Source organism: Solibacillus sp. CAU 1738 (assembly GCF_039888725.1).
Classification (GTDB): Bacteria; Bacillota; Bacilli; order Bacillales_A; family Planococcaceae; genus Metasolibacillus.
In genome coordinates, this window is the sequence record NZ_JBDQQN010000003.1 from 412,995 (window position 1) to 434,565 (window position 21,571).

At 38.6% G+C, this 21,571-nt stretch carries 23 protein-coding genes; all 23 read left to right on the forward strand.

The features are described from left to right. The first annotated feature begins 368 nt into the window (after positions 1-368). The 23 genes from AAFN87_RS11475 (at position 369) to mreB (ending at position 21,560) form a co-directional block, all read left to right on the forward strand. On the forward strand, positions 369-869 hold the full coding sequence (locus tag AAFN87_RS11475; RefSeq protein WP_347791200.1) for a manganese efflux pump MntP: 501 nt from the start codon (positions 369-371) through the stop codon (positions 867-869). Positions 870-911: 42 nt separating this feature from the next. Next, positions 912-1,355 carry a low molecular weight protein arginine phosphatase gene (locus AAFN87_RS11480; protein ID WP_347791201.1) on the forward strand — a complete coding sequence of 148 codons (444 nt, stop codon included), beginning with the start codon at positions 912-914 and terminating at the stop codon, positions 1,353-1,355. A gap of 5 nt (positions 1,356-1,360) precedes the next feature. Continuing rightward, the gene (locus AAFN87_RS11485) at positions 1,361-2,653 is read left to right on the forward strand and encodes a methyl-accepting chemotaxis protein (protein ID WP_347791202.1); all 1,293 of its coding nucleotides are present in this window, start codon (positions 1,361-1,363) and stop codon (positions 2,651-2,653) included. An 879-nt stretch (positions 2,654-3,532) separates the two neighbouring features. Continuing rightward, positions 3,533-3,970, forward strand: a complete 438-nt coding sequence (gene rpiB / locus AAFN87_RS11490; protein WP_347791203.1) for a ribose 5-phosphate isomerase B — start codon at positions 3,533-3,535, stop codon at positions 3,968-3,970. 4 nt (positions 3,971-3,974) lie between these two features. After that, on the forward strand, positions 3,975-4,526 hold the full coding sequence (locus AAFN87_RS11495) for a TIGR01440 family protein (protein ID WP_347791204.1): 552 nt from the start codon (positions 3,975-3,977) through the stop codon (positions 4,524-4,526). Between the two features lie 21 nt (positions 4,527-4,547). Then, positions 4,548-5,789: a serine hydroxymethyltransferase gene (glyA, locus tag AAFN87_RS11500; RefSeq protein ID WP_347791205.1), complete on the forward strand. Its 1,242-nt coding sequence runs from the start codon at positions 4,548-4,550 to the stop codon at positions 5,787-5,789. Positions 5,790-6,340: 551 nt separating this feature from the next. Further along, positions 6,341-6,970, forward strand: coding sequence for a uracil phosphoribosyltransferase (gene upp, locus AAFN87_RS11505; protein ID WP_347791206.1), 630 nt, complete (start codon positions 6,341-6,343; stop codon positions 6,968-6,970). Between the two features lie 97 nt (positions 6,971-7,067). Then, positions 7,068-8,183 (forward strand): non-hydrolyzing UDP-N-acetylglucosamine 2-epimerase, encoded by a 1,116-nt coding sequence (gene wecB, locus AAFN87_RS11510; RefSeq protein ID WP_347791207.1) that lies wholly within the window; start codon positions 7,068-7,070, stop codon positions 8,181-8,183. Between the two features lie 531 nt (positions 8,184-8,714). Continuing rightward, the gene (locus tag AAFN87_RS11515) at positions 8,715-9,086 is read left to right on the forward strand and encodes an ATP synthase subunit I (RefSeq protein ID WP_347791208.1); all 372 of its coding nucleotides are present in this window, start codon (positions 8,715-8,717) and stop codon (positions 9,084-9,086) included. 31 nt (positions 9,087-9,117) lie between these two features. Then, entirely contained in the window at positions 9,118-9,843 is a 726-nt protein-coding gene (gene atpB / locus AAFN87_RS11520; RefSeq protein WP_347791209.1) for a F0F1 ATP synthase subunit A, read from the forward strand. 70 nt (positions 9,844-9,913) lie between these two features. Then, positions 9,914-10,138: a F0F1 ATP synthase subunit C gene (atpE, locus tag AAFN87_RS11525; RefSeq protein ID WP_347791210.1), complete on the forward strand. Its 225-nt coding sequence runs from the start codon at positions 9,914-9,916 to the stop codon at positions 10,136-10,138. 173 nt (positions 10,139-10,311) lie between these two features. After that, positions 10,312-10,833, forward strand: a complete 522-nt coding sequence (gene atpF, locus AAFN87_RS11530; protein WP_347791211.1) for a F0F1 ATP synthase subunit B — start codon at positions 10,312-10,314, stop codon at positions 10,831-10,833. After that, complete coding sequence (locus tag AAFN87_RS11535; RefSeq protein ID WP_347791212.1) at positions 10,830-11,366, forward strand: F0F1 ATP synthase subunit delta; 537 nt, start codon at positions 10,830-10,832, stop codon at positions 11,364-11,366. The genes atpF and AAFN87_RS11535 overlap by 4 nt, the downstream gene beginning before the upstream one ends. Positions 11,367-11,395: 29 nt before the next feature. After that, positions 11,396-12,904 (forward strand): F0F1 ATP synthase subunit alpha, encoded by a 1,509-nt coding sequence (atpA, locus tag AAFN87_RS11540; RefSeq protein ID WP_347791213.1) that lies wholly within the window; start codon positions 11,396-11,398, stop codon positions 12,902-12,904. A gap of 56 nt (positions 12,905-12,960) precedes the next feature. Next, entirely contained in the window at positions 12,961-13,818 is an 858-nt protein-coding gene (atpG, locus tag AAFN87_RS11545) for an ATP synthase F1 subunit gamma (RefSeq protein WP_347791214.1), read from the forward strand. 51 nt (positions 13,819-13,869) lie between these two features. After that, on the forward strand, positions 13,870-15,285 hold the full coding sequence (gene atpD, locus AAFN87_RS11550) for a F0F1 ATP synthase subunit beta (protein WP_347791215.1): 1,416 nt from the start codon (positions 13,870-13,872) through the stop codon (positions 15,283-15,285). Between the two features lie 24 nt (positions 15,286-15,309). Further along, positions 15,310-15,726 carry a F0F1 ATP synthase subunit epsilon gene (locus tag AAFN87_RS11555; RefSeq protein WP_347791216.1) on the forward strand — a complete coding sequence of 139 codons (417 nt, stop codon included), beginning with the start codon at positions 15,310-15,312 and terminating at the stop codon, positions 15,724-15,726. A gap of 188 nt (positions 15,727-15,914) precedes the next feature. Next, positions 15,915-16,157 (forward strand): DUF1146 family protein, encoded by a 243-nt coding sequence (locus AAFN87_RS11560; RefSeq protein ID WP_347791460.1) that lies wholly within the window; start codon positions 15,915-15,917, stop codon positions 16,155-16,157. 356 nt (positions 16,158-16,513) lie between these two features. After that, positions 16,514-17,824, forward strand: a complete 1,311-nt coding sequence (gene murA / locus AAFN87_RS11565; RefSeq protein ID WP_347791217.1) for a UDP-N-acetylglucosamine 1-carboxyvinyltransferase — start codon at positions 16,514-16,516, stop codon at positions 17,822-17,824. A 359-nt stretch (positions 17,825-18,183) separates the two neighbouring features. Beyond that, positions 18,184-19,071, forward strand: coding sequence for a stage II sporulation protein D (gene spoIID / locus AAFN87_RS11570; protein ID WP_347791218.1), 888 nt, complete (start codon positions 18,184-18,186; stop codon positions 19,069-19,071). A gap of 290 nt (positions 19,072-19,361) precedes the next feature. Further along, complete coding sequence (locus tag AAFN87_RS11575; RefSeq protein WP_347791219.1) at positions 19,362-20,009, forward strand: peptidoglycan DD-metalloendopeptidase family protein; 648 nt, start codon at positions 19,362-19,364, stop codon at positions 20,007-20,009. A gap of 104 nt (positions 20,010-20,113) precedes the next feature. After that, positions 20,114-20,380: a sporulation transcriptional regulator SpoIIID gene (locus AAFN87_RS11580; protein ID WP_347791220.1), complete on the forward strand. Its 267-nt coding sequence runs from the start codon at positions 20,114-20,116 to the stop codon at positions 20,378-20,380. Between the two features lie 184 nt (positions 20,381-20,564). Further along, positions 20,565-21,560, forward strand: a complete 996-nt coding sequence (gene mreB, locus AAFN87_RS11585) for a rod shape-determining protein (RefSeq protein WP_347791221.1) — start codon at positions 20,565-20,567, stop codon at positions 21,558-21,560. Positions 21,561-21,571: the final 11 nt, after the last annotated feature.

The following is a 21,571-nucleotide window of genomic DNA, read 5'->3' on the forward strand; positions in this document are numbered from 1 at the left end:
ATATTTACAGTTTTCAGAGCTGTCAAAAAAACGTTTTTATCGCTTTTTTGATTAGCTCTTGTTTTATGTAGTAAAAGGGGCTTCCCTACAGTATAGAAAGTAGCGATTCATAATTTTTGAATGCTACTTTTTTGCTTTTTATTTATAGAAATAGAACTGTGGCACGCCGGTAGGAACTACAAGAAAGGCAAGACGGCTGTAACAATTTCACGTGCAAGGATAATTCACGGCTAGAGAGGATTGCTATTGCATTCAATAGTTGTATTTTATTTAAATAGACTATTAGGACTTCCCCTTTGTAACTCGGATATTTTCGAGATTATATACATAATATGAAAGACATGTATATGAGGAATGAGGGTAGTAATTTGCAAGAAATAATAATGGGGATTGTAATGTCATTTGATGTAGTGGCGTTGTATTTATTGCTGCCGAACGTATCGCAACGCTTTTTATTATCATTATGGACAGCAATTTTACATATGTTGTTTCCTTTAATTGGATTCCAATTCGGTAGTTGGATAGGTATGATTATAACTGAGTGGGCAGGATATATTTCCGCAATATTATTATTTGGTATAGGACTTCAATTGCTATTATCTACTAAAAATCAACATTTCTCATACATTCCATTACCAATTTTAGCGATTATGTCTAGTTTGGATACCTTTTCAGTTAGCGTTTCTTTTGGTATGCTAAATTTACAGATGTATTTATTTATTTTAAGTGCAGGGATAGCGACTTTTTTACTATCTTATGCAGCTTTAGTCATTGCAAAAAGGACCTTCTTTAATGGGAATGTATTTAAAGTAGTAGCAGGAATTTTGTTGTTATGCATGAGTGTACTCGCGTTATGGCGACAATATTAGACAAGAGGGTTACATGACAATCATCAAGAAAGAGTGAGTATAATGAATATTTATTTTGTATGTACTGGAAATACTTGCAGAAGTCCAATGGCAGAGGCGATTTTAAAAGCAAAACAAATACCAAATTTAGAAGTTCGTTCGGCTGGCATTTATGCGCTTGAAGGTGGCGAAATGTCGGAAAATGCAAAAATCGTGTTAAATTTAGGAAATATTCCACATTCCCATCTTTCTCGTCAAGTAAATGCCGATGATATTGAGTGGGCGGATTTAATTTTGACGATGACATCTGCACATAAAGAGATGCTGCTCCATAGTTATGAAGTAGCTGCGGATAAGACATACACATTAAAAGAATACGTAACGCCGTATACTGCTCCAAATGTTTCTGACCCATACGGTGGTGATTTAAATACATATCAACAAACTTTTAATGAATTGCAGAGTTTAATTGATGTGTTGCTAGAAAAATATGAAAGGGGCTTGTAAATATAATGAACGGTAAACGAAACAGCTTTAATTTACGCAAAAAGTTAATTTTATTTGTAGGTATTTTAGCGTTAATAACGTATTCGACAAGTTTTGTTTTCATTGAGTATATTCAACCAACATTTTTCTCTAATGTTGATCGTAAACTTTTTGAAATTATTACATACGCTTTAGGTATAACGTGGTCTTGTATATTAGCTGGAGTTTTCGGCGTGATACTTGTCCGCCCATTACAGCGCTTAGAAGAAACGGCAACGCGAGTAGCTGAAGGGAAAATTGGCCAAGATGTTGACATGCCAAAAACATCTGACGAAATTCGCTCAGTAGCAGAGGCGTTTCAGCATATGCTAGTCAATTTACGTAATATGGTAGAGGGCATTGAAGGTAACTTTAAAATAACTAATTCAACTATTGGAGAGTTGTCACAGCAAACAACGGCAGCTTCCTATAAAGCAGATAATATCGCACAGACAGTTGGGCATATTTCTAACGGTGCCGATGCTTCAGCGGTCGCAGTGCAAGAAACAGCGGAAGCACTTTCGGATGTTCGCGAGTTAGCTTTAGAAGTCAATTCACGTGCAGTTAAATCTGCAACAGAATCAAAGCAAATATTAAGCAATTTATCTAATACAACAGCTTCAATCCAAGGGCTTGTAAATAGTATTCGTACTATAGCGCAAGGCAATGAGGAAGCGTTAACAAATATTCAAGCACTTGAAAAAAATGCGGAACAAATTGAACAAATTATTGCGCTTGTTGGCGATATTGCCGCACAAACAAATTTATTAGCTTTAAACGCCTCCATTGAAGCGGCACGGGCAGGGGATCATGGTAAAGGGTTTGCTGTAGTCGCTGAGGAAGTGCGTAGCTTAGCAGACGAGAGTGCAAAAGCAGTACAAGGTATTTCAACACTTATTAAAACGATGCAAACGAATGTAGAAATCGTAGTGAAGCAAATGAATGGACAAGTTGCATTTGCCGTACAAGAGTCGGCGCGTGTATCTGAAACGACAGCTGCGGTTGAAGGAATGGCCCAAAGTGTAGAAGAAATGGCACAGGCAGTAATTGATATTTCAAGTCTTGCAGATAAGCAATTACACAATATTGAACATACAGCTCGCCAATCGCAGGAAGTAGCAGCTATTGCTGAAGAAACTTCCGCAGGGGCACAGGAAGTTCGCAGCGCAGCGGAAGAACAAGCATATTCAATTGATCAAGTACAAAAACTGTCGCAAGATTTACAAAGCAAATCAGATGAACTATATAAAGTCATTTCAAAGTTCGATTTATCGAAGTAATGTATTTTATCCGAAACGCAAGAATGTTGGTTTATCAACATTCTTGCGTTTTCATTTAAGGCGCTTTTCCCATAAGTGACGCATTTGTTAAAGGCAAGTAACTCGAGTGAAAGAGCTAGTAAAGTCTAGGCAAGAGCGAGTAAACACCTATGTAAAGCGAGTAACCCGGGGGATAGTGCTAGTAACCCGCTGAAGAGCGAGTAAATCGAGTGAAAGAGCTAGTAAAGCCAAGGCAAGAGCGAGTAAACACCCGTGAAAAGCGAGTAACCCGGGGGATAGCGCGAGTAACCCTGGGAAGAGCGAGTAAATCGAGTGAAAGAGCTAGTAAAGCCAAGGCAAGAGCGAGTAAACACCTGCGAATAGCGAGTAACCCGGGGGATAGTGCTAGTAAACCGCGGAAAAGCGAGTAAATCGAGTGAAAGAGCTAGTAAAGCCAAGGCAAGAGCGAGTAAACACCTGTGAAAAGCGAGTAACCCGCCGAAGAGCGCTAGTATTAAATCCGAAGAGCCACTGATAACTCATCAGTGGCATTTGAAAATGCAACTATTGACGTGCCCTGTCCACTGATACACACGCAAGAAAATTTTATGCATCCTTCTCCTCGACGGTTCCAATTATAAAGTAGCAACTGTCTCCTCGACGGTCCCAATTTTTAATGCCTTACATAATAGAGTTATATAGGTTAATTCCGAATTTACTAACAGATTATGTACGTATTACACAGTAATTTTAACTAAAAAGTGAACATTTTAATGCTCGTGAGATAAATCATTCGTATTTAACGGAAAATGTTTCATTGTTACAGGTGAAAAAGCATGTTTTTCTATTTGCAGAAATGGTACACTATTGTTGACTATATATTGAAAAGAGGGAACCTCATTGAAAATTGCAATTTCTTCGGATCATGGCGGAAATAATTTACGAAAAGAAATTATGGAGCTTTTAGATGAGCTAGGTATTAGCTATGAAGATTTTGGTCCACAAACGAATGATTCAGTTGACTACCCAGACTATGCTAGACCGGTTGCAGAACGTGTAGCTGCAGGTGAGTTTGATCGCGGTATTTTAATTTGTGGAACTGGTATTGGCATATCTATTGCTGCAAATAAATTTAAAGGCATTCGTTGTGCATTAGTACATGACGTATTTTCTGCAAAAGCAACACGTTGCCATAATGACTCGAATGTGTTAGCGATGGGGGAACGTGTTATTGGGCCTGGCCTTGCACGTGAAATCGTATCAACATGGTTAAGCACTGATTTTGAAGGCGGCCGTCATACGCGTCGTGTTGAAAAAATAACGGAGCTTGAAGGGTAATAACATGACAAACTTAAACGATTTGCAAAAGACGCTTTCGCAATTGTTAAGTGATGTAGAACAGCAAGTCACGTTTCGCAAGCAACAATTATTCGTCGTTGGTTGCTCAACTTCTGAAGTAATCGGCGAAAAGATTGGCACGTCGGGAACATTAGAAGTTGCACAAGTTATATATGATGAATTAAAAAATTTTGCCGCACGAAACGAGCTATATTTAGTTTTTCAAGGATGCGAGCATATTAATCGTGCATTAACGATGGAAGCTGCCGCAGCTGAAAAGTACCATTTAGAGCCAGTTCATGTCGTTCCAGTAAATACGGCAGGGGGCTCGATGTCCGCATATGCATATACACAGCTAGAAAATCCAGTCGTTGTCGAGAGCGTTCAAGCGCACGCAGGACTAGATATTGGTCAAACGTTAATCGGTATGCATTTAAAAGTAGTAGCAGTTCCAATTCGTACGTCCATCAAAATGCTAGGTCAAGCAGTTGTCACTGTGGCAATAACGCGTCCAAAGCTAATTGGTGGCGTGCGAGCAAAATATGAAACTAACTAATATTTAGGGGGATTAATTGACATGGCATTTGAAAAATTAGCAGCACAAGACAAAGCAGTACTAGAAGGAATTTTAGCAGAGAAAAAGCGTCAAAACGAAAATATTGAGCTAATCGCTTCAGAAAACTTCGTATCAGAAGCAGTTATGGAAGCTCAAGGATCCCATCTTACAAACAAATATGCTGAAGGTTACCCTGGCAAACGTTATTATGGTGGCTGTGAACATGTAGACGTAGTAGAAAACATTGCTCGTGATCGTGTAAAAGAAATTTTCGGTGCAGAATATGCAAACGTGCAACCTCACTCAGGCGCACAAGCGAACATGGCTGTTTACCACACAATTTTACAACCAGGTGACACAGTTTTAGGGATGAACTTATCACACGGTGGTCACTTAACACACGGTTCACCTGTTAACTTCTCAGGTATTCTTTATAACTTCGTTGAATACGGCGTGACAGAAGATACACACGTAATTGACTATGAAGATGTTCGTCAAAAAGCATTAGAACATAAACCAAAATTAATTGTTGCGGGTGCATCTGCCTACCCACGTGCAATCGACTTCGCTAAATTCCGTGAAATCGCTGATGAAGTAGGCGCATACTTTATGGTAGATATGGCACACATAGCAGGTTTAGTCGCTGCTGGTGAACACCAATCTCCAGTACCTTACGCTGATTTTGTAACATCGACTACGCATAAAACATTACGTGGTCCACGTGGTGGTTTAATCCTTGCTTCAAAAGAATGGGAGCAAAAATTAAACAAATCAGTATTCCCAGGTATTCAAGGTGGCCCGTTAATGCACGTAATCGCAGCAAAAGCTGTAGCATTTGGTGAAGTATTACAACCTGAATTCAAAGATTACGCGAAGCAAATTAAAGCAAATGCGCATGTTTTAGCAGAAGCTTTAATCGCTGAGGGTGTGGAAATCGTATCAGGTGGTACTGACAACCACTTACTATTATTAAACGTAAAATCTCTAGGCTTAACTGGTAAAGTAGCAGAGCATGTCCTTGATGAAGTAGGTATTACAACAAATAAAAACACAATCCCATACGATACTGAGTCACCATTCGTAACTTCTGGTATTCGTGTAGGTACTGCAGCTATTACAACTCGTGGATTCAAAGAAGAAGATGCGATTGAAGTAGGTAAAATCATGGCGTTAGTTCTGAAAAACCCAGAAGATGAAGCAGTGAAACAACAAGCAGTTGAACGAGTAAAAAAATTAACAGATAAATTCCCGCTATACGCATAATAAAAAAGGGACTTTCGAACAGTTTCAGAAGCATTTTAGAGTCGTAGGAGTTTCCGTGCGCGTAAATACAGAAAAAAATCATACATGTTTAGGACATGTATGAAAAGTGAGCAAATGCCGGTAAAAGCTATTGAATAGTAATAAAATAGCCGGTCCGCGTTGTGTATAGAAATTTTGTATCTGCCGCTGCGCTATCGATACAGAAAAAAATCATACATGTTTAGGACATGTATGAAAAATGAGCAAATGCCGGTAAAAGCTATTGAATAGTAATAAAATAGCCTGCTCCGCGTTGTATATAGAAATTTTGTATCTGTCGCTGCGCTATCGATACAGAAAAAAATCATACATGTTTAGGACATGTATGAAAAATGAGCAAATGCCGGTAAAAGCTATTGAATAGTAATAAAATAGCCTGGTCCGCGTTGTGTATAGAAATTTTGTATCTGCCGCTGCGCTATCGATACAGAAAAAAATCATACATGTTTAGGACATGTATGATTTTTTTTGTTATACTAACTGAGATAAATAACAGTTAGGAGAGATCTACATTGAGCAAAGTATATGTATTTGATCACCCATTAATTCAACATAAGTTAACTTATATTCGTGACAAAAATACAGGAACAAAAGAATTCCGTGAACTTGTAGATGAAGTAGCTACATTAATGGCATTTGAAATAACACGCGATATGCCTGTAGAGGAAATCGAAATTGAAACACCAGTAACAACAGCAAAAACAAAAGTATTATCGGGTAAAAAACTTGCAATCGTACCTATTTTACGTGCGGGTATCGGTATGGTTGATGGCGTATTAAAATTGATCCCAGCTGCTAAAGTTGGTCACATTGGTTTATATCGCGATCCAGAAACGTTGAAACCAGTTGAATACTACGCGAAACTTCCTGCAGATGTAGAAGAGCGCGATTTCATCATTGTAGACCCGATGCTTGCTACAGGTGGCTCAGCAGTTGAAGCGATTAACTCACTTAAAAAGCGCGGAGCAAAAAGTATTAAATTTATGTGTTTAATTGCAGCTCCAGAAGGCGTAAAAGCAATTCAAGATGAGCATGATGATGTAGATATTTATATTGCAGCATTAGATGAAAAATTAAACGACCACGGCTATATCGTACCAGGCTTAGGCGATGCAGGAGACCGTTTATTCGGCACAAAATAATTGCATATTTAAAATTAAAGCTATTGTAATATAGTGATCGGTAACGTCCTTCAAGTATGGAGGGCGTTTTCATTATAAATAGAATGGAGACGTAGCAATGACTAAATTTAAAGTGATGACGATTTTCGGTACTCGACCGGAAGCGATTAAAATGGCACCTCTTGTTCTCGAATTAGAAAAACAACAACAAATCGAATCAATCGTAACTGTAACTGCACAGCATCGTCAAATGCTTGACCAAGTGCTTGAGACATTTAAAATCGAGCCGGATTATGATTTAAATATAATGAAGGATCGCCAAACATTAGTTGATGTAGCTACGAATGCATTACAAGGTTTAGATCGAGTTATGAAAGAAGCAAAGCCCGATATCGTCTTAGTACATGGAGATACAGCAACGACATTTATCGGTAGTCTTGCTGCCTTTTATAATCAAATTGCCATTGGACATGTAGAAGCAGGCTTACGTACAGGGCAAAAATATTCACCTTACCCAGAGGAAATGAATCGCCAGCTAACGGGAGTAATGGCAGATTTGCATTTTGCCCCGACAGAACAATCAAAAGAAAACCTTTTAAAAGAAAATAAACACGCGGATGCAATTTTTGTAACAGGTAATACAGCAATTGATGCATTAAAAACTACTGTTAGTAAACAATATAATCATCCGGTTTTAGAAAAAATCGGTACGGACCGTATGATCTTACTAACAGCACACCGTCGCGAAAACTTAGGAGAGCCGATGCGCAATATGTTCCGTGCTATTAAACGTCTTCTAGCAGAGCATGATGATGTCCAAGTTGTTTACCCAGTACACATGAATCCAGCCGTTCGTGAAATTGCCAACGAAATATTAGGGGATGACGAGCGCATTCATTTAATTGAACCTCTAGAAGTATTTGATTTCCATAATATCGCTGCGCGTTCATATTTAATTTTAACGGATTCGGGTGGTGTACAAGAAGAGGCCCCTTCACTTGGTAAGCCAGTCCTAGTGTTACGTGATACAACAGAACGTCCAGAAGGGATTGCTGCAGGTACATTAAAGCTAGCAGGAACTGAAGAGGATGCAATTTATGCGATGGCAAAAGAGCTATTAACTGATGCAAGCGCCTATGAAGTTATGGCACATGCTTCAAATCCATATGGAGATGGGAACGCCTCCGAGCGAATTGTGGATGCACTCATTAATTTTTTGCAAACACGTAAATAATTGTAGAAAAACTTTGAAATAAACGATTTTTTTACTTTTGGCGGGCTGAATAACAAAAAAAAGCGAAAAAAAGTATATTCGCGAAGAAATTGTTATGAAAAATGAATTATAATACACAAATTTGTCAACAATTTGACAAGGACTGATGTCTTGTGAAGAATTTCACCATTACTAATTGACATCAAATAACCCCTATTGTATGCTTACAAAGGGTAAGAATGATGAGGGTTTCGTATAGTCAAAAGGCGTTGAAACACTTGTTATATCAAGTTTCTACTAGATTGGCAGTTGAAACAAAAATTGTCAATTTGCAACGTTTTTTATGCGTCTGGATACATGTCCATATAGGCTAGGGCTTTTATGTAGTGTTAGACTGTGAATTTTTTTGAAGTAGAAATTTGCTCCAAATGTATCAGTCTTTTTGCTGCGTTCTAACCTCACCTGTAGTGCATTCACTGCGCTTTGATTTCACTTAATGGTCAACAGAATGATTTCTTTACTCGAAAAAATGGTTCAGGAGATTAATTGCCAATGCTAGATTTGCATCACATTTTCGCTAAGCAAAAGAAAGCGTTATTTTTTTTGCTCGCTCTCTGTGCTTTAGGCTGGGGATTTACACCTTATGATTCAATCTTCACCGGAATAGGTCTTGGTGCGTTATTTGGTACTTATAACTTTTGGATTTTAGTTCGACGAATGGAAAAGTTTGACCACGCCATTGGTGAAGGGACGAAAGCACCATCAATAGGTACGGCTTTACGGTTCGGATCAGGTGTTGCAGCAGTCGCAATTGCAATTTCGTTGCCACAATATTTTCACTTAATTAGCACGGTCATTGGGCTAATGATTCCGTACATATTTCTCGTTGTTGAGCGAATTGTACATCATGTTAAAAACCATTAAGGTGCATTAGGAAAGAGAGGTGAATGCAAAAATGGATCATACAAGTCCAGAATACCATTTAGATTTAGAATTTATTACCTTAACGTTCAACTTATCTACAGTAATGATGTTATTAGTTGCTGCTATTGTCGTGTTCTTAATCGCTTTTATTGCAACTCGAAACTTAAAATTAAAACCGACTGGTATGCAAAACTTCATGGAGTGGATTATGGACTTCGTGAAAAACATCATTAAAAGTAATATGGACTGGAAAACAGGTGGTCGATTCCATGTACTCGGAATTACTTTAATTATGTTTATTGCAGTTTCGAACTTACTAGGACTTCCGTTCTCAATTGTATATGACCACGAATTATGGTGGAAATCACCAACAGCTGACCCGACAGTAACAATGACATTAGCTGCAATGATTCTTGTTTTAACACATTATTACGGTGTAAAACTAAACGGAACAAAACAGTACGTTGGAACATTCTTCCAACCTATGTCATTCATGTTCCCATTAAAAATTGTAGAGGAGTTCGCTAATACGTTAACTCTTGGACTACGTCTTTACGGTAACATTTACGCGGGTGAGATTTTACTTGGTTTAATCGCAAGTTTAGCAGCATCAGGCACGGTATTCGGCTTCGTTGGAGCAATTATTCCAATGATGGCATGGCAAGGGTTCTCGATATTCATCGGGTTTATCCAAGCTTTCATTTTCACTATGTTAACGATGGTTTATATGGCACACAAAGTGAGTCACGACCATTAATTATAAATTCCCGTATACATTACGGTAATTTGAACCAAAACAAAACACAATTCCAAGGAGGAAATTTACAATGGTAGGTTCAGTAGGTTTATTAGCAGCAGCAATCGCAATCGGTTTAGGTGCATTAGGCGCAGGTATCGGTAACGGTCTTATCGTTTCTAAAACAGTTGAAGGGATCGCTCGTCAACCAGAAGCACGTGGCGCACTTCAAACTGTAATGTTCATCGGGGTTGCATTAGTTGAAGCACTTCCAATCATCGCAGTAGTAGTAGCATTCATCGTAATGAACAAATAATCTACGGATTAACGGATAATAATGGCGAAGGCAATTCCCAGAGAAACTTCGCCATTCCTTTTGTATGAAAAAGTATCATTACTTTTTATATAATGAAGTATTTTTTAACGTGAAACTAAAGATTTTAACATTATAGATATTGAACATAAGCTCTTGAAGGGAGTGAAACAATCGTGGTATTAGATTATCTTGTACTAGGTGCTGGAGCTAGCAAATTAAACTTAGGAGATGCACTTGCAACATTAGTGATCTTCGCTGTTTTAATGCTTCTTCTTAAAAAGTTCGCTTGGGGTCCGTTAATGGGCATTATGCAACAACGTGAAGAATTAGTTGCTAGTGAAATCGAAGCAGCTGAAAAAGCTCGCAAAGAAACTCACCAATTATTAGAAGAACAGAAGAGCCTTCTTAAAGAAGCTCGTACTGAAGCGCAAGCAATTATTGAAGGCGCTAAAAAACAAGGCGATGCTCAACGTGATGAAATTATTTCAGCAGCTCGTGCGGAAGCAAACCGTCTTAAAGATTCTGCTGTACGTGAAATCGAAACAGAAAAAGAGAAAGCAATCCTTGCTGTACGTGAAGAAGTGGTTTCACTATCAGTACTTGCTGCATCTAAAGTTCTTGGTAAAGAAATTTCTGAAGAGGACAACAGCGCATTAATTAAAGAAACGATTGCGAAGGCAGGCGAAGCGAAATGAGTCAAACGACTGTAGCTAAGCGTTATGCACAAGCTTTATTCCAATTAGCACAAGAAAAGCAAGTACTTGCAGAAGTAGGCGCTGATTTAAAGGAATTAGTAACAGTATTAGAAAGTAACACTGAGTTACTTGATTTACTAGGTGCTCCTAAAATATCAGCTGACCGTAAGAAAGCAATTGTTGCAGAAATTTTCTCTAACGCACATCCAGCTGTAGTCAAAACACTTCAATTATTAATTGATAAAAAGCGTGTTAACGAAGCAGTTATCGTAGCGAAAGAGTTCCAAACATTAGCATCGTCAGCACTAGGTGTTGCAGATGCAACAGTTTATTCAACTCGAGCATTAACTGATGCAGAACGCGCAGAAATTTCTGTAGCATTCGGCAAATTAGTTGGTACAGAGCAATTAAACATTACAAATGAAATCGACCCATCATTACTTGGTGGAGTTCGTGTTCAAATCGGTAACTACATTTATGACAGCACTGTAGCTTCTAAGCTAGAAGGTCTTAAACGTACGTTAGTAGGTTAAATCTTAAGAAATGTGAGAGGTGAACATACATGGGCATCAAAGCTGAAGAAATCAGCAGTCTGATTAAACAACAGATTGAAAATTACCAATCTGAACTTAAAGTAAGCGAAGTAGGTACTGTAATCCGTGTTGGTGACGGTATCGCTCTAGCTCATGGCCTCGACAACGCCATGGCTGGGGAGCTTTTAGAGTTCTCTAACGGTGTTATGGGTATGGCGCAAAACCTAGAAGAAGGTAACGTTGGTATCGTAATCTTAGGTCCATACACAGACATCAAAGAAGGCGATGAAGTTCGTCGTACAGGTCGTATTATGGAAGTACCAGTTGGTGAAGCGCTAATTGGTCGTGTTGTAAACCCACTAGGTCAACCAGTTGACGGTCTAGGTCCAATCAACACAACAAAAACTCGTCCAATCGAAAGCCCAGCTTTCGGTGTAATGGCTCGTAAATCAGTACACGAACCATTACAAACAGGTATTAAAGCGATTGACGCTCTTGTGCCAATCGGTCGTGGTCAACGTGAGTTAATCATCGGTGACCGCCAAGTTGGTAAAACTTCTGTAGCGATCGATACTATTTTAAACCAAGCTGGCGAAAACATGATTTGTATCTATGTTGCTATCGGTCAAAAAGAATCAACTGTACGTGGTGTAGTTGAAACTTTCCGTAAACATGGCGCATTAGATTACACAATTGTAGTGACTGCATCTGCATCACAACCAGCTCCATTACTATACTTAGCTCCATTTGCTGGTGTATCTATGGCAGAAGAATTCATGTTAGATGGTAAACACGTTTTAATCGTGTATGATGACCTATCTAAACAAGCATCAGCTTACCGTGAACTTTCACTTCTTCTACGCCGTCCTCCAGGTCGTGAAGCTTATCCTGGTGACGTATTCTACTTACACAGCCGTCTATTAGAGCGTGCTGCGAAGTTAAACGAAACTTATAAAAATGGTTCGATTACAGCTCTACCATTCGTTGAGACTCAAGCTGGTGATATCTCTGCTTATATCCCAACAAACGTAATCTCAATTACTGATGGTCAAATTTTCTTACAATCTGACTTATTCAACTCAGGTGTACGTCCAGCGATCAACGCGGGTCTATCAGTATCTCGTGTAGGTGGTTCTGCACAAATTAAAGCGATGAAAAAAGTTGCGGGTACACTACGTCTTGACTTAGCTGCATTCCGTGAGCTTGAATCATTCGCTCAATTCGGTTCTGACTTAGATGCTATTACGCTTTCTAAATTAGAGCGTGGTAAACGTACTGTTGAAATCTTAAAACAAGATCTTAACAAACCACTTAAAGTTGAAAAACAAGTTATGTCTCTATATGCGTTAACTCGTGGATTCTTAGATGATATTCCAGTACAAGATATCGTTCGTTTTGAATCAGAGTTCTTAAGCTGGTTAGATTCAAACCACACAAACGTTTTAGATCATATCCGTACTACTAAAGATCTTCCACAAGATGCTGACATGGCTGAAGCAATTAATGCATTCAAAAAGATCTTCGCTAAATCTGAATAATTTTTCGATTAGCATTTAGTATTTTTGATTAAAAACAAAAAGGTGGTGAAATACCAGTGGTAAACTTACGCGAAATTAAAGGTCGTATTAACTCTACAAAGAGCACAATGCAAATTACGAAAGCGATGCAGATGGTTTCTTCTTCAAAACTTCGTCGTGCAGAGCAAAACGCTAAAGCTTACGTTCCTTACATGGAGAAAATCCAAGACGTAGTAGGCGCTATCGCATCAGGTACTAAAGACAGTGGACATCCTATGTTAACTTCTCGCCCTGTAAAGAAAACGGCTTACTTAGTAATCACTTCTGACCGTGGTCTAGCAGGTGCTTACAACTCAAGTATTCTACGTCAAATAGTTCGTACAGCAAACGAGCGTCATAAATCAAAAGACGAGTACGTTATTTTAGCGGTAGGTCGTGTTGCACGTGACTTCTTTGTAAAACGTGATTACAACGTTATCAGTAGTGTTGTTGCTCTTCCTGACCAACCAACATTCGCTGATATTAAAGAAATCGCTCGTAAAGCTGTTGGTATGTTCACTGATGGTACATATGATGAACTTTATATGTACTACAATCACTTTGTCAGCGCTATCGCTAGCGAAGTGACAGAGAAAAAAGTTCTTCCATTAACTGATCTTGCGCCTACATCAAGCAAAGCTGCTTATGAATTCGAGCCATCTGGTGAAGCGATTCTAGAAGTATTACTTCCACAATATGCGGAAAGCTTAATTTACGGTGCATTATTAGACGGAAAAGCGAGTGAACATGCTTCTCGTATGACGGCCATGAAAAATGCAACAGATAACGCTTCTGATCTTATTTCAGACCTATCTCTTCAATACAACCGTGCTCGTCAAGCGGCTATTACACAAGAAATTACAGAAATCGTTGGTGGAGCTGCAGCCTTAGAATAGGCCTCAAGCTTCCCAATGTCGTATAAGAATACGATAGGAGGGTACACAGTAATGAATAAAGGACACGTTCTTCAAGTAATGGGTCCAGTTGTTGACGTGAAATTCAGCAACGGCCAATTACCAGCAATCTATAACGCTTTAACTGTTAAGATTGAACGTCCAAATGAAGAAGCGACAACTCTTGCATTAGAAGTTGCACTTCATTTAGGTGACGACACTGTTCGTACAATTGCAATGTCATCTACTGATGGCTTACAACGTGGAGCAGAAGTTACAGACTCAGGAAAAGCAATCTCAGTACCAGTTGGTGAAGTTACTCTAGGTCGCGTATTTAACGTACTAGGAGAAGTAATCGACTTAGGTGAAGAGATTCCAGCGGATGTTCGCCGTGATTCAATCCACCGCGAAGCTCCAACTTTCGAAAACTTATCAACTACAGTTGAAATCCTTGAAACAGGTATCAAAGTAGTAGACTTACTAGCACCTTACATCAAAGGTGGTAAAATCGGTCTATTCGGTGGTGCCGGAGTAGGTAAAACTGTATTAATCCAAGAATTAATTAACAACATCGCACAAGAGCACTCTGGTATCTCTGTATTCGCTGGTGTAGGTGAGCGTACTCGTGAAGGGAACGACTTATTCTTCGAGATGAGCGATTCAGGCGTTATTAAGCAAACTGCGATGGTATTCGGTCAAATGAATGAGCCACCTGGAGCACGTATGCGCGTAGCTTTAACTGGTTTAACAATGGCAGAATACTTCCGTGATGAGCAAGGTGCAGACGTACTTTTATTCATCGACAACATCTTCCGTTTCACTCAAGCAGGTTCTGAGGTTTCTGCCCTATTAGGTCGTATGCCTTCTGCGGTAGGTTACCAACCAACACTTGCAACTGAAATGGGTAAATTACAAGAGCGTATCACATCTACAACTAAAGGTTCTGTAACTTCTATCCAAGCGATTTACGTACCAGCCGATGACTATACTGACCCGGCACCAGCTACAACTTTCGCCCACTTAGATGCTACAACTAACTTAGAGCGTAAATTATCAGAAATGGGTATCTACCCAGCGGTTGACCCATTAGCTTCGACTTCTCGTGCATTATCACCAGAAATCGTAGGACCTGAACATTACGCAATAGCTACTGGTGTTCAACGTACAATCCAACGTTACCGTGAATTACAAGATATCATCGCTATCTTAGGTATGGATGAGTTATCTGATGAAGATAAACAAACAGTTGAACGTGCTCGTCGTATTCAATTCTTCTTATCACAAAACTTCCACGTAGCGGAGCAATTTACTGGTCAAGCAGGTTCTTATGTTCCTGTTAAAGAAACTGTTCGTTCATTCAAGGAAATCCTTGATGGCAAATGGGATCACTTACCAGAAGATGCTTTCCGTTTAGTTGGTAGCATTGATGAAGTAGTTGAAAAAGCGAAAAGCATGGGCGTTGAGGTTTAATACTAGGGACGAGGAGGAAAAAATATGAAGACAGTAAAAGTCAATATTGTCACTCCCGACGGCCCGGTATACGATTCTGAAGTAACAATGGTTATCGCTAAAACAACTTCAGGTGAAATTGGTGTTCTTGCAGGCCATATTCCTATGGTTGCTCCACTTGCAATTGGTGCAGTGAAGCTGAAAAAAGAAGACGGTTCAACTGAAGTTGTAGCTGTGAGCGGTGGTTTCATTGAAGTACGTCCTGAAGAAATTTCGATTTTAGCTCCTTCTGCTGAAGAAGCTTCTTCAATCGATGTTGCTCGTGCTAAGGAAGCTTTAGCACGTGCTGAAGGCCGTCTACAAAAGAGCCAAAGCCAACAAGATAACATTGATTTCCAACGTGCTGAGCTAGCTCTAAAACGTGCGTTGAATCGTATCAACGTTCGTGAGGGTAATATCTAATTCAAATTTTCAAGCGGGCAGAGCGATCTGTCCGCTTTTTTAAACTATGAACGGCAAAGATATGTGAAATTGTACAATAAGTCAAAGCAATTAGTGAGTAACGATTTTTTCGCTTACTGTGTTTAAGCAATAAAAATATAGATAAATTTTTTCTGAACATGAATTTTTAATAGGAGGAGGGAGTAGTTATAGATATTTATACTCAAATTGGACAGCAGGCTCTTTTTGGACTAGCATCACATATTTTTTTTATTGGAATAACTTTTTATGCACTGCAAGCATTTCGATTCGAACAGTTATTTAAAAAAGGGAAAACGTTTCAAATTCAGCTCGTATATATATTATTTAGCATCGCGATTGGCTCTACTGTGTCGAATTTCTTCATTACATTTTCACAGTGGTCGCAACATCTGCCATATATTTACAAATAACTGTTAAATTTATTGCATCTATATGGATTGTAGGGAAAAGTAAATAATTGCTTTTCGCTACAAAATATATATTTCCTGGGCAATTCCGAAAAAAATTTTCCAACATTCGGGATTATAGGTAATGGATAATTTGACAATTTTTTTAGATTCGACAAAATTCACAATTTATATGTAATGTGCGTATTATAAAAATGTAGCTAAAATGAGTGAAATGACGTAAAATAGTGATTTGGGCGCTTGATTAAGAGTGTTTATAAATGTAACATTAACAGTGTTTGAATAAATGAGACTATTGAACTTTTAAAATAAATCGTAAATTTACAGTTTTGTAAGAATTGAATCCGGAGGGACGCATTGTGGAGAAAATTATTGTTACGGGAGGCCAAACGTTAAAAGGTAGCGTAAAGGTTGAAGGTGCAAAAAATGCAGTATTACCTATTTTGGCAGCATCATTATTAGCTTCTGAAAGTCAAAATATTATTAAAGACGTTCCTAATTTAGCCGACGTATACACTATAGGTGAAGTGTTGAGAAGCCTAAATGCAAATGTTATTTATAATGAACAACAAAATGAAATGATCATAGATGCTTCGTGTGATTTATCAAGCGAAGCACAATTTGAATTTGTCAGTAAAATGCGTGCATCTATTCTAGTAATGGGATCTTTACTTGCACGTAATGGCTTTGCCCGTGTAGCGTTGCCAGGTGGTTGTGCAATTGGCTCACGTCCGATTGAATTGCACTTAAAAGGTTTTGAAGCAATGGGTGCTAAAATTTCATTCGGTCATGGCTATGTAGAGGCAAAAGCGGAAGAATTAGTAGGTGCCGAAATTTATTTGGATTTCCCAAGCGTAGGTGCTACAGAAAATATTATGACTGCCGCTTCCTTAGCGAAAGGGACGACGATAATTGAAAATGCAGCAAAAGAGCCTGAAATTGTTGATTTAGCTAACTTTATTAATGCAATGGGCGGACGTGTTATTGGAGCTGGAACAGATACTATTCGCATTGAAGGTGTGAAAAAACTAAAAGGTGCAACACATTATGTTATACCAGACCGTATTGAAGCGGGTACATTTATGGTAGCTGCTGCGATTACACGTGGTGACGTATTTATCGAAAATGCTGTACCAGAACATATGACAGCGTTAATCGCTAAAATGCGTGAAATGGGTGTCGAAATTACGGAAGAAGGAGACGGCTTACGTGTACGTGCGAATGGTGCACTAAAAGCAGTCGACATTAAAACAATGCCTCATCCAGGCTTCCCTACAGATATGCAGTCGCAACTAATGGCGCTTATGTTAACAGCAGATGGCACAAGCATTATTACAGAAACTGTATTCGAAAATCGTTTTATGCATGTGGAAGAATTCCGACGTATGAACGCTGTAGCTAAAATTGAAGGTCGTTCTGTCTTTATTGAAGGCAACAATAAACTGCAAGGTGCAGAAGTTACTGCAACAGATTTACGTGCTGCTGCCTCACTTATTTTAGCAGGTTTAGTATCAGAAGGTGTGACACGCGTTACAAAGCTACACCATTTAGATCGTGGGTATGTTAATTTCCACGAAAAATTAGCCGCATTAGGTGCTAATATTGAGCGCGTTGAAACAGAAGAAGTAATTGAAAACGAAAAAAATAAAAATAAGCAAGCTACGGCATAATATATGATTTAGTTTGCAATAATATGATAAAGAGACTGTCCGAAAAGTGATTAAAACATGACTTTTGTGGACGGTCTTTTTTACTTTTTAGAAGTAAAGACATTTTAGTTGAGTGGGAATTTTATTAGGTCATGTTATATAAAAATACATAATAGATGAGATAAAAAAAGTGGAGGTACCTGCCGCAACATTTCAACCGAAAAACTGGCAGCAAAAAATCCTTAGTTAGAGGCATCGGGACGAATATAATAGATGTTTCGAACTTACGCCGATATATGTAGTAGAAACTAAATTTTTATTCTGTTCTCATAATTGTCAATTCGACAAATATTGCCCCGGCAATATTCATACATTGGCGTATGAAAAAACTAATCTTTCTTTTAATTGTATGTTTATTATTTTTTTTGCCTCTTCTTTTTTACAAGGAGCAACTCTCTCCAAAACAGATAGAAAAGCAATGCGAAATTATGATTACTATTGAGGGGACGGCTGAACCGATTCCGTTAGAACAATACATTATAGGAGTCGTTGCAGCAGAAATGCCTGCAAGCTTTCATCCCGAAGCATTAAAAGCGCAGGCAATCGCAGCCCGAACATATGTAATCCGCACGACTAATTTTGGGAGCAAACCGATAAAGCCGACAACTGCACATCAAGTATTTGCGAGTAAAGAAGCGCGCCAGGAAAAATGGTTAACCACTTTTTCACAGTACGAACAAAAAATTAGTTCTGCAGTAGAAGCAACTGCATCACAAATACTTACTTATAATGATGAACCGATTTCAGCAATGTTTCACGCCTCTTCTAATGGCTTAACAGAATCCTCTTATAATTATAGCGGCAACGAAATCCCATATTTACAAACAACAACTACGCCAGAGCAAGATATTCAGACTATGACATTATCTGTTGCTTCCTTAAATGCAGCGCTAGGTACAAAATGGACACAAGTGGATTATTTAGCGCTCAAGCTTGAAAGAAATGACACAGGTCGAGTTCAAAAAATTAGTGGTAAACGCACATTTAGTGGTAGAGATTTTCGCCAGTTGCTTGGCTTACGCTCGACAGATTTTACGCTAGTTAAAAATGGCTCTGCTATTGATATTACAACAAGGGGGTATGGGCACGGGGTTGGTATGAGTCAATACGGAGCGAACGAGTTTGCGAAATTAGGGCGTAGTATGGAGCAAATACTGTTACACTATTATCCGAATACAACACTTGCCTCTGCTGCTTGTATTAAGTGACCCTCTCATGAACATGAGGCTTCCCTTAAATATAGAAAGTAGCGATTCAGCCATTTTTGCTGACTATCAATAGAAAAAGAATGTGTGAGACTCCTGTGGGAACAGAATGCTAGCTTACTTAAGGGCAGTGAGTCTCGCTACTTGCTCGCGAAATTGAGTTCCTATTTTTATCGTATTAATAGTAAAACTTCATAATAAAATATCTTTAGGACTCCTAAAAAAAACAAAAATTAATCAACTATGTTTAAAAGTGGAATATTCTGTTCACACTGCCTCTAGAGGTGATGAACATGGGAGAGGAAAAACAATTAAAACCTTCTCGAAAAAATTGGCAAAAGAAGCCATGGTTTTGGCCGGCTGTTTATGCGGGTATTGCACTCGCGATTATTGCGCTTATATTTAGTTATAATGCCATCGTATCAAAAGAGGAAGAACAGCTTACGGAACCTGTAGTAGCACTGCCAGATCCAGTTATTCAAACGAATACAGTACTGGAAACAATGAAATTTCCTTTTAATGAAAAGCTTTTAGGTGATGTGAAAGTATTGCAGGATTTTTATGATATCACAGCTGATGCTGCAACGCGTGAAAATGCTCTGTTCGTTTTTAATCAAACGTTCTCCACATCAACTGGTGTGTCAATTGCAATTAATGGTGAGCCATTTGAGGTAATTTCGGCAATGAGTGGAGAAGTCACAAAAGTGAAAATGGATGCTTTTACAGGTAATAGCATTACAGTGAATCACGGAAATGGCTTAGAAACTCGTTATAGCTCAGTAGTTGACATTGTAGTAAAAGAAGGCGATCTAGTTATGCAAGGACAGCCGCTCGCTATGACAACGGATAATGAGTCGAACCCAACAGTAGGGAATCACTTGCATTTTGAAGTGTTGGAAAATGGTGAAGCAATAAATCCTCGTAAAAAGCTTGCTTTCTAAGTTCTAAACATAAGCGGACTACTCATAAGGTGAAGAAACGCACTACTAAACGTACAAAGTAATTTACGGCACATTCTTACATCCGGAGTAGAAAGGGAGAGAACGTGCACGATCATATTCGACAACGATGTGTTCGATTAGGAGAGCTGCTCATTGAAACCGGTGAAACGGTCCGCGCCCTTGCACAAATGACGGGTTTTTCAAAAAGTACGGTACACAAAGATTTAACGGAACGGCTTATTTTAGTAAATGAGCCATTAGCAAATGAAGTTAAAGAAATTTTAGCGTACCATAAATCAATTCGTCATTTGCGAGGAGGAGAAGCAACAAAGAAGAAATGGCAAACGAAGCAACGTGAAAAAAGCATTTAGATGATAATTATTTGTCATCTAAATGCTTTTTCACGTAAAAAAAAAACTACAGGTATAACATTTAAAGGGAAAATACTTCCATAATATAAGGTGTAATTACATTGTGAATATGATAAAATATTCTAGATAATGATATAAAATAGCGTACGTATATATGTTGGAATTGAGGGAAGGAGATAGACGCATGTTTTCAAAAGATATTGGTATTGATTTAGGTACAGCAAATGTCCTTATTCACGTTAAAGGTAAAGGAATTGTGTTGAATGAACCATCTGTAGTTGCAATCGACAAAAAAACAGGGCGAGTATTAGCAGTAGGTGAGGAAGCAAGAAAAATGGTGGGGCGTACACCAGGCAATATTGTCGCAATTCGACCATTAAAAGATGGGGTTATTGCAGATTTTGATGTAACAGAAGCAATGTTAAAACACTTTATTAATAAGTTAAACGTTAAAGGTTTTTTATCAAAGCCACGTATTTTAATATGCTGTCCAACTAATATTACGAGTGTAGAGCAAAAAGCAATTCGTGAAGCGGCTGAAAAATCAGGCGGTAAGAAAGTATATTTAGAAGAAGAGCCGAAAGTGGCCGCAATTGGCGCTGGTATGGATATTTTCCAACCAAGTGGCAATATGGTTGTTGATATCGGTGGTGGTACAACGGATGTCGCTGTATTATCAATGGGTGACATCGTAACAAGTGAATCAATTAAAGTAGCTGGCGATGTATTCGACAATGACATTTTGCAATACATAAAGAAAGAATACAAGTTACTAATCGGAGAACGTACTTCAGAAGCTATCAAAATGACAATAGGTACAGTATTCCCAAATAGTCGTGACGAATCGATGGAAATTCGTGGTCGTGATATGGTAACAGGATTACCACGTACAATTTCCATTCACTCTTCTGAAATTGAACAAGCCTTACATGAATCGGTATCTATGATTGTTCAATCAGCGAAAAACGTATTGGAAAAAACACCGCCTGAACTGTCAGCAGACATTATTGATCGAGGTGTTATTTTAACAGGTGGCGGCGCTTTACTTCACGGGATGGATCAACTTTTAATCGAAGAATTGAAAGTACCTGTATTTGTAGCCGAAAACCCAATGGACTGTGTTGCAATTGGAACAGGCATCATGCTTGATAACATCGATCGTGCAGCAAGTAGTATATAATTTTAAAATGA